We start from the raw sequence: 12,173 nt of genomic DNA, 5'->3' as shown, positions 1-12,173 counted from the left end.
GCCGCCCCGTTCGTGGGCGGCTGACTTATCTCCGCTCACCGCTTCGGATGCTTTCCATGCGTGCAGTCAAGAATCTTCTCGTCCTCTATACCGGTGGCACCATCGGCATGCTTGAAACCGCCGAAGGCCTTGCCCCTGCCGGTGGTTTCGATGCGCGGATGCGCGAACACCTCGCCCAGCTGACCGATGCGCCCCAGGTGCAATGGACGCTGCAGGAAATGAACCCGCTGCTCGACAGCGCCAACATGCAGCAGCACAACTGGCTGGCGATGCGCGATGCCATCGTTGCCGCCGTGGACGCTGGCCATGACGGCGTGCTGGTGCTGCATGGCACCGACAGCCTGGCCTACAGCGCCGCGGCGCTGTCGTTCCTGCTGCTGGGCCTGCCGGTGCCCGTGCTGCTGACCGGCTCGATGCTGCCGGCCGGCGCGCCAGGCAGCGATGCCTGGGACAACCTGTGTGGTGCCCTGCGCCAGGTGGAGCAAGGCCTGGAAGATGGCGTGCAGCTGTACTTCCACGGCCAACTGCTGCATGGCTGCCGCGCCTCGAAGCTGCGCAGCGAGGCGTTCGACGCCTTTGCCGCGCTGCCGCGCCACCGGGACGGTGAGCGTGCCGGCGAGGTGCCTGCCGCGCTGAGTTATCGCCAACCCCGCCAGCCGGTGAACCTGGCGCTGATGCCGGTTTACCCAGGCCTGCAGGCCGCGCACCTGGCGGGGCTGCTGGACAGCGGCGTGCAAGGGCTGCTGCTGGAGTGCTATGGCAGCGGGACCGGGCCTTCGGATGACCTGGCCTTGCTGGAAGTGCTGCGTGCGGCGCGCCAGCGCGGCGTGCTGTTGGTTGCCATCAGCCAGTGCCCGGAAGGGTCGGTGGTGTTCGATACCTATGCGGCGGGTAATCGCCTGCGTGGGGCCGGGCTGGTGAGTGGCGGTGGCATGACCCGTGAGGCGGCGTTGGGCAAGATGTTTGCGCTGCTCGGGGCGGGGTTGGATGTAGAGGCGGCAGAGCAGTGGTTTGCGCTGGATCTGTGTGGGGAGCGGGTATAGGGGTTCGGCTTTCGGGCCTCTTCGCGGGGCGAGCCCGCTCCTACAGGGTTGCAGCTTGACTGCGGATGGGACTGTTGAAAATGGCGGAAGGCAGCGGGAGTCGAACCTGCCCGGGAACGGCTGCCGTCCCCAACCGGGTTTGAAGCCCGGCCGCGCCACCGGGCGCGATTGCCTTCCTTGAACTCAGTGCCCGGCCTGTGGCTGGGCCAGGGCGCTGTCGGCGCGGATGTAGCGCTGGTCGGCCACCCTGCGGGTCAGGCCGATGCGGTCGAAGTACTCAAGAATCTGCACGCTGCGCTTGCGACCGATACCCAACATATCGCGAAACGCAGCAACCTGCACTATCCCCCCCTCCCCACCCTGCCCCAGCAACAACGCGGCCATGCGCCGCAATGTCGCCTCGGGGTAGAACAGGTCGCGCACCACCTGGTGCACCAGGCCCAAGCGGGCCAGCTTGCGCAGCAGCAAGCGTACCTCGGCCTCTGCGCACTGTTCATCGGCGGCTAGCGTCCTCACCCAGGGCGGGTCGTATTGCCCTTCCAGCATTTTTGGCTGCAGGCGTTCCCACAGCACGCTGTCGGCGGGGCTCAATTGCACCTTGTGATCCGGCAAATGCAGCCAGGGCCCGCTGCTGGCGATCAGGCCGCCTTCAAGCAGCTCATCGAGCAGGCTGACAAAGGCCGGGCGCTCCAGCGGCAAGGCGGCGAAGCGGCGCAGGCGGTCACGGTCCGGGCCGAGCTGATCGGGCTCTTGTTCATGCAAGCGTGCGAGCTGCGCCAACACCCGCTGCCTCAGCGCCTGCCATTGGCTGGAGGCAAACAGCAACGGCCCCTGGCGCGTGGCCACCACCTGCACATCCCGCGGCAGCTTCCAGGTTTCGCGCAGGTGGTTGAACTGGCGCTCAAGGCGCTGTGGGTCGAGGCCACCGGGCGCACTGGCGAGCAGGCCCGGCAGGGCCTGCTCCAGGCCATCGGCGTCGCGCAGCACCTGCAGCTGGCGCAGGCGTTCTGCGCTGCGGCGTTGCCGGCTCGGCGCGAAGGGGTCGAGCACCCGGCCACCGCCCAGGGTGTGCTGGGCCCGCTGGTCGCGCAGCACCAGCCGGTCACCGTGCACGGCCTGCAGGGGTGCATTGAGCAGCAGTTGGGCGAACATGCGTTGGCCAGCGGCCAAGGTTTCGCCTTCGAGCAAGGCCACCCGGGCAGTCACATCCTGGGTGCCAAGGTGCACGTGCACGGCGCTGAAGTGTTCGAACGCACGGGCCTCACCGGCCAGCAGGCGGAGGTCGATATCCACCCGCACACTGGGGGCGTACAGCCATTCGGGCACCAGCCAGTCGCCCCGGTGCACCTGCTCCAGCGCCAGGCGCTCGGCGGCGATATTCAGCGCCACCCGTTGGCCCGCCTCGGCCACCAGCGCGGCCTGGTTCTGCGCATGCAGGCCGCGCACCCGCACCGGCTTGCCGGTTTTTCCCAGCAGCAGCGTGTCGCCGGCGCTGACCTGCCCGGCCAACGCCGTGCCGGTCACCACTACCCCGGCACCGGTCACGGCGAAGGCGCGGTCCACCGCCAGGCGAAAACCACTCCGCACGCTGCGCTGGCGCACGCGCACCTCGGCTTCGAGCAAAGCCCGGCGCAGTGCCTCCACGCCCTGCCCGGTGATGCTCGACAAGGGGAACTGCCGCGCCCCCGCGAAGGGCCCAGGCGCCAGCAACTCGCCAACCTGCGCCTGCACCTGGGCCAGGCGCGCCGGCTCCACGCGGTCGCATTTGCTGATGGCCACCAGCGCGTGGGGAATGCCCAGCAGTTCGATGATCGCCAGGTGCTCGCGGGTTTGCGGCATCACCCCGTCATCGGCGGCAACCACCAGCAACACCAGGTCGATACCGTGGGCGCCAGCCAGCATGTTGTGGATAAACCGCTCGTGGCCAGGCACATCGATGAAACCAGTCAGCGCGGCGCCTTCGGCAAGGGCTGCGTAGCGGTAGCCAAGGTCGATGGTCATGCCGCGGGCGCGTTCCTCCTGGCGCTGGTCGCCGGCCTGTCCGGTGAGGGCCTGCAGCAGCGCGGTCTTGCCGTGGTCGATGTGGCCAGCGGTGCCGACGATCATTGCACCGGCCCCAGTTGCAGGGCCGGCAGTTGCGCGAGCCATTGCGCCTCATCGTCGAGCTGGCGCAGGTCGAGCCACAGGGCATCGTCGTCGATACGGCCAAGCACAGGCACCGGCAAAGTGCGCAGGGCGCGCTCCAGTACATGCAGGCCGCGCCCACGCAGCTTCTTCGACACCTGCGGGCGCAGGCACAGGGCTGCACTTGGCAGGCGCGCCACCGGCTGGCTGCCGCTGCCGATCATGCCCAGCGCAGGCTCGACGCTGACCCGCCATTGTTCACCAAGGCGGGCCTGGAGCTGCGGGGCCAGGCGCTCGGCCTGGGCCTGGATATCGGCCTGGCTGCGGGTGAGCAGGCGCAGGCTGGGCAGGCGTTCGGCCAGGCGGTCGGGGTTGCGGTACAGCGCCAGCACCGCTTCGAGCGCGGCGAGGGTGAGCTTGTCGACACGCAGGGCGCGCTTGAGCGGGTTCTTCTTGATTCTGCCGATCAGCGCCTTGCGCCCAACGATGATCCCGGCCTGCGGCCCACCCAGCAGCTTGTCGCCGCTGAAGGTGACGATATCGGCGCCCTCGGTCAGTGCCTGGCGCACCGTAGGCTCGGCGGGCAGGCCCCAGCGGGTGAGGTCCAGCAGGCTGCCGCTGCCGAGGTCTTCGAGCAGCGGCAGTTCATGCTGGCGGGCGATGCGCGCAAGTTCTGCGGTGGGCACCTGGTGGGTGAAGCCCTGGATGCTGTAGTTACTGCAGTGCACGCGCATCAGCAGGCCGGTGCGCGGGCTGATGGCGGCTTCGTAGTCGTGGGCGTGGGTGCGGTTGGTGGTACCGACCTCGCGCAGCTTCACGCCGGCTCTGGCCATGATGTCGGGGATGCGGAAGGCACCGCCGATCTCGATCAGCTCGCCACGGCTGATGATGCCTTCCTTGCGCGCGCCCAGGCTGTTGAGCGCCAGCAACACGGCGGCGGCATTGTTGTTCACCACGGTGACGGCTTCGGCGCCGGTCAGTTCGCGGACCAGGCCTTCGACCAGGTCATCGCGGTCGCCGCGCTTGCCGGTGGCCAGGTCGAACTCCAGGTTCAGCGGGTAGCGCGCGGCGCTCTGCATGGCCCCGACGGCTTCCTCGGGCAACAGCGCGCGGCCAAGGTTGGTGTGCAGCACAGTGCCGGTGAGGTTGAACACGCGCCGGACCTGGCTGCGTTGCTGGATGGAAAGGCGTTCGCCAGCGCGACCCAGCAGGATTTGCGCCGACAGTTCGCTGGCGCTGAGGTCGCCGTCGCGGGCCGGGGTGCGCAGGTCGTCGAGCAGTTGCCTGAGGCTGGCTAGAACGGCATCGCGGCCGTGGCGGTCGATCAGCGGCTGGCAGGCTGGGTGGCGCAAGAGGGTGTCGATAGAAGGCAGGCGCGGGGTGTGGTGGGTGAGGCTGGTGGGCATGCGGTGCTACCTTGGACGGGTCCGTTGTCTGTACTGGCCTCTTCGCGGGGCAAGCCCGCTCCTACAGGTGCAGTGTCAGCCTTGAAGGCAACGCCGCCTCTGTAGGAGCGGGCTTGCCCCGCGAAGCAGGCGACTCGGTACTACAGTGTAGACACACCCTCACGCCCCCGGCGCGACCATCAGGTTCGGGGCCAGGCGGTGAAACCCCTCCTCGTCCAAGCGAATGTCCAACGCCAGGCTGGCCAGGTCATCGGCCAACGGCTCTGCCGCCGCATCGTTTTCCAGGTAGTGCTGCTTCAGGTAGCTCTGGCACCCTGGGCAGCACTCGGCGCGCAGCGGCGCCTTGCCCGGCCCATGGCGGTCATCCTCCAGGCTGCTGTAGCGCAAATCCTTGCTCGACTCGCAATACACGCACTTGACCCGTACCACATGCCACTCGCAGGCACACAACGAACAGGCCAGGTAGCGCAGGCCATTGTGCTTGCCCCGGTTGCGCACCACCCCGGCCATGGCCGGTGAACCGCAGGCCGGGCACTGGGCCAGGCTGCTGGCGGGCTTGAGCTCCGGCGCCGGCAGCGCCAGCAGCCAGCTTGCCCAGGCCGCCTGCAACGCTGCGCCCAGCAACGGCACCAATGCCGCTGGCACTGCATCGTACTGGCCGCCAAGCAAGGCGATGGCCCAGCCCTTGCGCTGGCTGTCGTCACTGTCACACAGCAGCTTCACGGTCTCCCTCAGCGGCCCGTCGGGTTCGTCAGCGAAGTGCCCGAGCAGGGCCTGCAACCACACCAGCCACGGCCCTTCCCGCACCAGGCTGTCGGCTGCCAGCGGTGGCAAGCCGTGACTTATGCACAGGCGCTGGCGCTGCTCTGCCACCGGCAAGCCAGCGGGTGGGTTATCCACAAGCTGCTGCTGCACACGGCACAGCCGGGCGATCAACCGCAGGTAATCGCCAAAGGGATGCCCTTCGGCCAATTGCTCCAGGCGCGCGGCGCGCACGGTGAACAGGTTGGCGGGCGGCAGATGAAGAAACGGCGGCATCACCGCCGAGGCTTCGATCTGCCCGGGTTCGAGTATCGTGCTCAAGCGTTCATCCTTCTTTTTTGCCGTGATTGACCGGGGCTTTGTCGCCGGTCACTTCGCGGTACCACAGTTCATGGTGCTTGCGCGCCCAGGCGCGGCTGACCCAGCCATGCAGCATCGCGCCGATCGAACCCTTGATCCAGATACCGGCGTAGATGTGCACGATGATGCTGAGGATCAGCACGAACGCCGCCAGGGCATGGGCCAGGGCCGACAGGCGTATGGCCTCGATGCCGAACAGGTGGCTGAAGTACGCGCGCCAGATCACCACGCCGCTGAGCAGCAGCACCAGCATACAGGCCAGCAGGGTCCAGAACAGCAACTTCTGCCCGGCGTTGTACTTGCCGATGGGCGGCACGCCGTCTTCCTTGTTCAGCATCACCCGGTCGACCCGGCGCAACCACAGGCGGTCGTTGGCGGTGATGAAGTTGGCGCGCCAGAAGCGCACCACCAGGCCGAGGAAGAACACGAACATCGCCACGCCCAGGAACGGGTGCAGGATGCGCGTCCAGGGGCCGCCGCCAAACAGGTTACTGAGCCAGAACAGCGCCGGGTGGAACAGCGCCAGCCCAGACAGGCCCGCCGTCATGAACAGGATCGCGACGATCCAGTGGTTGGTCCGCTCGTTGGCGTTATAGCGCAGGATGGGTTTGTTGTCGTTCATGGCCGCTGCTCCCCTTGCCCACCGGGTTTGGTCGGGTCATAGACATGCACCGAAGGGTCGACCGGCTGCACGCTGTGGTCCGGCGGCGCGGGGTGCTCGTCCTCCTCCACCCGCTGTGGCCCTACCCGCACGTAATGGAAGAACCCGGCCAGCACCGCCGCGCCCATGGCCAGCAGCGCCAGCGGCTTCGTGAAGCCCTTCCACAGGCCCACCAAGGGGCTGATCACGGGGGCGTCCGGCAAGCCGGCGTACAGCCTCGGCGTGTCGGCGTGGTGCAGCACATACATCACGTGGGTGCCGCCGACGCCGTCCGGGTCGTACAGCCCGGCGTTGTCGAAACCGCGCGACTTGAGGTCGACGATGCGCTCGGCGGCATGCACCTTCATTTCCTCCTTGCTGCCGAAGACGATCGCCCCGGTCGGGCAGGTTTTCACACAGGCCGGCTCCAGGCCCACGGTCACGCGGTCGGAACACAGGGTGCACTTGTAGGCCTTGTGGTCCTTCTGCGAAATGCGCGGGATGTTGAACGGGCAACCGGTGATGCAGTAGCCACAGCCGATGCAGTGGTCCTGGTTGAAGTCGACGATACCGTTGGCGTGCTTGATGATTGCCCCCGGGCTCGGGCAGGCCTTCAGGCAGCCCGGGTCGGCGCAGTGCATGCAGCCGTCCTTGCGGATCAGCCACTCCAGGTTGCCGTCGTCACGCTCGTGCTCGGTGAAGCGCATCAGGGTCCAGGTTTCGGCGCTGAGGTCGTGGGGGTTGTCGTAGGTGCCGTGGTTGTGGCCCACCTCGTCACGCAGTTCGTTCCACTCCGAGCACGCCACCTGGCAGGCCTTGCAGCCGATGCACTTGGTGGTGTCGATCAGCTTGGCCACCTCTTCCAGCTGGCGTACCGAGGGCGGCACGGTGGTGGTGGCCGAGCGGGCGATGATGTCTTGGCTGGCCATCAGAGTTTCTCCACATTGACGAGGAACGACTTGGACTCTGGCGTCTGGGTATTGCCGTCACCGAGGAACGGCACCAGGGTGTTGGTCAGGTAGCCATGGCGTGTGGCGCCGGTGAAGCCCCAGTGCAGCGGAATGCCGATCTGGTGCACGGTCTGGTTGTTGACCTGCAGCGGGCGGATGCGCTTGGTCACCACCGCCACCGCATCGATGTGCCCCCGCTTGCTCGACACCCGCACCCGGTCGCCCGCCTTGATGCCTTTCTCATTGGCCAGCACCTCACCGATTTCAACGAACTGCTCGGGTTGGGCGATGGCGTTGAGGCGGCAGTGCTTGCTCCAGAAGTGGAAGTGCTCGGTCAGCCGGTAGGTGGTCGCGGCGTAGGGGAACTCGTCGTGGGTGCCAAGGGTGTTCCACACCGAGTCGAAGATCCGCCCCGCCGGGTTGCTCACCACCTTCTTGTTCTGCGGGTGCAGCGGGTTGATGCCGATGGGCGTTTCAAACGGCTCGTAGTGCTCGGGGAACGGGCCTTCGGCCATCTTGTCGATGGCGAAGAAACGCGCCACGCCCTCGGGGTTCATGATGAACGGGTTCATCCCCGCTTCCGGTGGCGAGTCGACCTTGAAGTCGGGCACGTCGGTGCCGGTCCAGGCCTTGCCGTTCCACCATACCAGGCGTTTTTTCTCCGGGTCCCACGGCTTGCCTTGCGGGTCGCTGGAGGCGCGGTTGTAGAGGATGCGGCGGTTGGCCGGCCAGGCCCAGGCCCAGTTCTGCACCTGGTGCATGCCATACGGGTCGCTGTTGTCGCGGCGGGCCATCTGGTTGCCCTGCTCGGTCCAGCAGCCGGCAAAAATCCAGCAACCCGACGCGGTGCTGCCGTCGTCCTTCATCTGGGCAAAGCCTGCCAACTGCTGGCCGGCCTTGAGCGTGGTGCCGCTGGCGTCGGTAAGGTCGGTGACTGCCCAGCCGTTCATTTCCTTGGCCAACTCCTCGGGGGATGGCTCTTCGGGGATCTTGTAGGGCCAGCTGATGTTCATCATCGCGTCGGGGTAGGCGCCGCCCTCCTTGCTGTAGCGCTCGCGCAGGCGGATGAACAGCTCGCTCATGATCTGCACGTCGGTGCGGGTTTCACCCGGGCCGTCGGCGCCCTTCCAGTGCCACTGCAGCCAGCGGCTGCTGTTGACCAGCGAGCCGTCTTCCTCGGCAAAGCAGGTGGTGGGCAGGCGGATCACCTCGGTCTGGATATTGGCCGTGTCGACATCATTGAACGGCCCGGCGTTGCGCCAGAATTCCGAGGTTTCAGTGGCCAGCGGGTCCATGATCACCAGCCACTTGAGCTTGCCCAGGGCGGCGGTGACGCGGTTCTTGTCCGGCAGCGCGGCGATTGGGTTGAAGCCTTGGCACATGTAACCATTGACCTTACCCTGGCCCATCATCTCGAACATGCGCAGCACGTCGTAGGCCGGCACGTCGAGCTTGGGCAGCCAGTCGTAGCCCCAGTTGTTCTCGGCAGTGGCATTGGCGCCGTACCAGGCTTTCATCAGGCTGACGTGGAACTTGCCGTAGTTCTGCCAATACGACAGCTGCCCCGGGCGCAAGGGCTTGGAGGCACGCTTGTCGATGTAGGTGGCGTAGTCCTGCTCGGCGTCGCCGGCCAGGGTCAGGTAGCCCGGCAGGGAGTTGGACAGCAAGCCGAGGTCGGTCAGGCCCTGGATGTTGGAGTGCCCGCGCAGGGCGTTGACCCCGCCACCGGGCATGCCAACGTTGCCCAGCAGCAACTGGACCATGGCCGCGCTGCGGATGATCTGCGCGCCAATGGAATGCTGGGTCCAGCCGAGGGCGTAGAGAATCGTCATGGTCTTGCCCGGGACCGAGCAGGTGGCGATCTCTTCCCAGACTTTCATCATGGCGTCCTGGGGCATGCCGCAGGTCATGCTGGCCAGCTCGGGGGTGTAGCGGCTGTAGTGCTGCTTCATCAGCTGGTACACGCAGCGCGGGTGCTGCAGGGTCGGGTCGACCTTGGCAAAGCCGTCTTCGCCCAGCTCGTAGCCCCAGCCTGATTTGTCCGCATACACCCGCTTGGCCTCGTCGTAGCCGCTGAACAGCCCGTCCTCGAAGCCATAGCTTTCTTTGACGATGAACGACACGTCGGTGTAGTTGCGCACGTATTCGTGCTGGATCTTGTCGTTGCTCAGCAGGTAGTTGATGAGCCCGCCCATGAAGGCGATGTCGGTGCCGGTACGGATCGGTGCGTAGTAGTCGGCCACCGACGCGGTACGGGTAAACCGCGGGTCAACCACGATCAGCCGCGCCTTGTTGTGCGCTTTGGCCTCGGTCACCCACTTGAAGCCGCACGGGTGTGCTTCTGCTGCGTTGCCGCCCATCACCAGGACCAGATTCGCGTTGGCGATATCGGACCAGTGGTTGGTCATGGCGCCACGGCCGTACGTCGGGGCAAGACTTGCCACCGTCGGGCCATGTCAGACACGTGCCTGGTTATCGAACCCCAGCATGCCCGTTGCGCGAACGACCTTGTGGGTCAGGTAGCCGGCCTCGCTGGAGGCGGCGGAAGCTGCGAGAAAACCGGTGGTGAGCCAGCGGTTGACGGTTTGCCCCTGGGCGTTCTTCTCGATGAAGTTGGCATCGCGGTCCTTCTTCATCAGGTCGGCGACGCGGTCGAGGGCCTGGTCCCAGCTGACCTGCACCCACTCGTTGCTGCCCGGCTTGCGCAGCTGGGGGTACTTGAGGCGGCTGGGGCTGTGGATAAAGTCGAGCAGGCCGGCGCCTTTGGGGCACAGGGTGCCACGGTTGACCGGGTGATCGGCGTCGCCTTCGATGTGGATGATGTTCTGTTTGACGTTCTTGCCCGCGTCACCCTGGCTGTACAAGATCAGGCCGCAGCCGACCGAGCAGTAGGGGCAGGTGTTGCGCGTCTCTTTGGTGTGCGCCAGCTTGAAGTGGCGCACCTGCTCGGCGAAGGCAGGTGTCGGGGCCATGCCCAACGCCGCCAGGCTCGAGCCTCCAAGGCCGATAGCAGCGACCTTGAAGAACTGCCGACGGTTGAGGTCCATCGTGCACTCCTGATCAGGTTCGGGCGCACGGATCATGGCCGGCGCCTCTTGGTCATCACGGTGGCGGCTTTTCGGGGCTGCCAATCAATAAGACTAGCCAAGAATCGCAGAGGTGCGATGACGTGGGTCATGGGGGGCGGGATTGGGGCTAACGCTATCCACCCTCCCCTTCATCATTTTCGGAAAAGGACTACATAAATACCGGCAAAAGCCAGTTAGCCTGCTGCGTTTTCTGACACAGGGATCAGTCACAATGAAGATCAACGCCCTCCTCCTTGGCCTTCTGATCGCAGGCCCTGGTGCACTGCTACCCGGCGCCGCAACGGCTACGGGTGCCCAGGCCGAACCCACCGCCCTCACGTCCGAGCAAGCGCAAAAAATGACCGCCGCCGCCGAACGGGCCGCCATCGCCCAAGGTTATGCGATCGTCATCAGCATCATGGACAACCACGGCAACCTGAAACATTTCCACCGCATGGACGGCACCAGCAGCGGCAGCATTCAGGTGGCGCAGCTCAAGGCCGAAACCTCGGCCCGCTTCCCATTGTCGTCACGCGCACTTGGCGAGCGCAGTGCGGCGCACCCGGCCAATCCGTATGGGTCGTTGCCAGGGTTCACCTTGCTGGAGGGAGGGTTGCCGATAAAGGACAAGAACGGCGTGCATATCGGCGGTATCGGTATCAGTGGTGCGACGCCGGAGCTGGATGCGCAGTTTGCCCAGGCGGCGCTGGACAGTGATGCCTGAGAACGGGCTGGCCCGTGAAGGGCCGCAATGCGGCCCCAATCACCTTTACGCGAGGTAGGTTGTTACTTCAGGTGCTGCTTGATCGCCTGGGCAGCCTGGTCCATGGCGTCGCGCACGCTCGGCACCTGGGCGAGCACATTGAGCAGCCCGTAGTCGTGGATCATGCCGTTGTAGCGCACGGCCGTAACCGGCACGCCTGCCGCATTGAGCTTGCGGGCGTAGGCTTCCCCCTCATCGCGCAGTACGTCCATTTCGGCGGTTTGCACCAAGGCTGGCGGCAGGCCTTTCAACTGCTCCAGGCTGGCGCGCAGTGGTGAGGCGTGGATGTCGCTGCGCAGCTTCGGGTCGGTGGTGTAGTTGTCCCAGAACCATTTCATCATGTTGCGGGTCAGGAAGTGGCCATCGGCGAAGCGGTTGTAGGAGCCGTTGCTGAAGTCGGCATCGGTCACCGGCCACAACAGTGCCTGGAAGCGCAGCTTAGGGGTGCCGGCCTCTTTGGCCTTGATCGCAACCACGGCGGCCATGTTCCCACCCACACTGTTGCCCACTACCGCAAGGCGGCTGCCATCAACACCAATCTGCTTCCCGTGTTCGGCAACCCAACGAGTGGCGCCATACGCCTGATTGATCGCCGTGGGGAACTTCGCTTCCGGCGACGGCGTGTAGTCGACGTACACCGCTGCGGCGCCGGAGCCTACTACCAAGTCGTGGATCAGGCGTTCATGGGTGGGGTAGTCACCCAGCACCCAACCACCGCCATGGAAGAACATGAACACAGGCAAGTCGCCTTTGGCGCCCTCTGGGCGGATCACCCGAATATCCAGGGGCTTGCCCTCTACCTCGATGCTGCGGCGTTGTACCTCAATACCCGCGACATCTACCTTCACACCGGCCTGGGCACCGCTCAGCACGGCGCGGGCATCTTTCGGCGAGAGGGTTTCCAGCGGCTTGCCGCCGCCTGCCTCCAGGGCTTGAAGGAACGCTTGTGTGGTGGTTTCGACACCAGGGCCACCCGCTGCGAATGCACTGTTGACGGCAATGGCCAGAAGGCCGGCGGTGAGTGTGCGTGACAATTTCATGATTCAAGTTCCTTGGC

The 12,173-nt window shown here is 66.0% G+C and carries 9 protein-coding genes and 1 tRNA gene; 2 read left to right on the top strand and 8 right to left on the bottom strand.

The genetic code is table 11. The annotated features are described in order from the left end of the window. The first annotated feature begins 56 nt into the window (after positions 1-56). On the top strand, positions 57-1,043 hold the full coding sequence (locus tag F3J45_RS13870) for an asparaginase (RefSeq protein WP_167063202.1): 987 nt from the start codon (positions 57-59) through the stop codon (positions 1,041-1,043). 81 nt (positions 1,044-1,124) lie between these two features. Here the strand turns inward: F3J45_RS13870 and F3J45_RS13865 are convergent. The 7 genes from F3J45_RS13865 to fdnG all read right to left on the bottom strand — a co-directional run bounded on the left by F3J45_RS13865 (position 1,125) and on the right by fdnG (position 10,332). Continuing rightward, positions 1,125-1,220: transfer RNA gene (locus F3J45_RS13865), tRNA-Sec, on the bottom strand. A gap of 6 nt (positions 1,221-1,226) precedes the next feature. Further along, a complete protein-coding gene (selB, locus tag F3J45_RS13860) occupies positions 1,227-3,191 on the bottom strand; it encodes a selenocysteine-specific translation elongation factor (protein ID WP_205300515.1) in 1,965 nt (654 codons plus the stop codon). Continuing rightward, positions 3,146-4,573 carry an L-seryl-tRNA(Sec) selenium transferase gene (selA, locus tag F3J45_RS13855; RefSeq protein WP_167063199.1) on the bottom strand — a complete coding sequence of 476 codons (1,428 nt, stop codon included), beginning with the start codon at positions 4,571-4,573 and terminating at the stop codon, positions 3,146-3,148. The genes selB and selA overlap by 46 nt, the downstream gene beginning before the upstream one ends. A gap of 159 nt (positions 4,574-4,732) precedes the next feature. Then, positions 4,733-5,656, bottom strand: a complete 924-nt coding sequence (gene fdhE, locus F3J45_RS13850) for a formate dehydrogenase accessory protein FdhE (protein ID WP_167063196.1) — start codon at positions 5,654-5,656, stop codon at positions 4,733-4,735. Between the two features lie 4 nt (positions 5,657-5,660). Then, positions 5,661-6,317 carry a formate dehydrogenase subunit gamma gene (locus F3J45_RS13845; RefSeq protein WP_167063193.1) on the bottom strand — a complete coding sequence of 219 codons (657 nt, stop codon included), beginning with the start codon at positions 6,315-6,317 and terminating at the stop codon, positions 5,661-5,663. Continuing rightward, positions 6,314-7,264 carry a formate dehydrogenase subunit beta gene (gene fdxH / locus F3J45_RS13840; RefSeq protein WP_167063190.1) on the bottom strand — a complete coding sequence of 317 codons (951 nt, stop codon included), beginning with the start codon at positions 7,262-7,264 and terminating at the stop codon, positions 6,314-6,316. The genes F3J45_RS13845 and fdxH overlap by 4 nt, the downstream gene beginning before the upstream one ends. Beyond that, positions 7,264-10,332, bottom strand: coding sequence for a formate dehydrogenase-N subunit alpha (fdnG, locus tag F3J45_RS13835; protein WP_167063187.1), 3,069 nt, complete (start codon positions 10,330-10,332; stop codon positions 7,264-7,266). Before fdnG ends, fdxH begins: the two co-directional genes overlap by 1 nt. 253 nt (positions 10,333-10,585) lie before the next feature. Here fdnG and F3J45_RS13830 point away from each other — a divergent pair, with 253 nt between their 5' ends. Further along, positions 10,586-11,077, top strand: coding sequence for a heme-binding protein (locus F3J45_RS13830; RefSeq protein WP_167063184.1), 492 nt, complete (start codon positions 10,586-10,588; stop codon positions 11,075-11,077). A gap of 62 nt (positions 11,078-11,139) precedes the next feature. Here F3J45_RS13830 and F3J45_RS13825 read toward each other — a convergent pair whose 3' ends face one another. Next, entirely contained in the window at positions 11,140-12,156 is a 1,017-nt protein-coding gene (locus tag F3J45_RS13825; protein WP_167063181.1) for an alpha/beta hydrolase, read from the bottom strand. Positions 12,157-12,173: the final 17 nt, after the last annotated feature.

Source organism: Pantoea sp. Ap-967, from assembly GCF_011752565.1.
In the GTDB taxonomy this organism is placed as follows: domain Bacteria; phylum Pseudomonadota; class Gammaproteobacteria; order Pseudomonadales; family Pseudomonadaceae; genus Aquipseudomonas.
The sequence above is the reverse complement of the archived record's forward strand: the minus strand, read 5'-3'. Positions and strand labels throughout refer to the sequence as shown.

Coding starts and splice junctions, on each gene's coding strand:
- F3J45_RS13870 (WP_167063202.1), top strand. CDS start 57: ATGCGTGCAGTCAAGAATCTTCTCGTCCTCTATACCGGTGGCACCATC.
- selB (WP_205300515.1), bottom strand. CDS start 3,191: ATGGCTCGCGCAACTGCCGGCCCTGCAACTGGGGCCGGTGCAATGATC.
- selA (WP_167063199.1), bottom strand. CDS start 4,573: ATGCCCACCAGCCTCACCCACCACACCCCGCGCCTGCCTTCTATCGAC.
- F3J45_RS13845 (WP_167063193.1), bottom strand. CDS start 6,317: ATGAACGACAACAAACCCATCCTGCGCTATAACGCCAACGAGCGGACC.
- fdxH (WP_167063190.1), bottom strand. CDS start 7,264: ATGGCCAGCCAAGACATCATCGCCCGCTCGGCCACCACCACCGTGCCG.
- F3J45_RS13830 (WP_167063184.1), top strand. CDS start 10,586: ATGAAGATCAACGCCCTCCTCCTTGGCCTTCTGATCGCAGGCCCTGGT.
- F3J45_RS13825 (WP_167063181.1), bottom strand. CDS start 12,156: ATGAAATTGTCACGCACACTCACCGCCGGCCTTCTGGCCATTGCCGTC.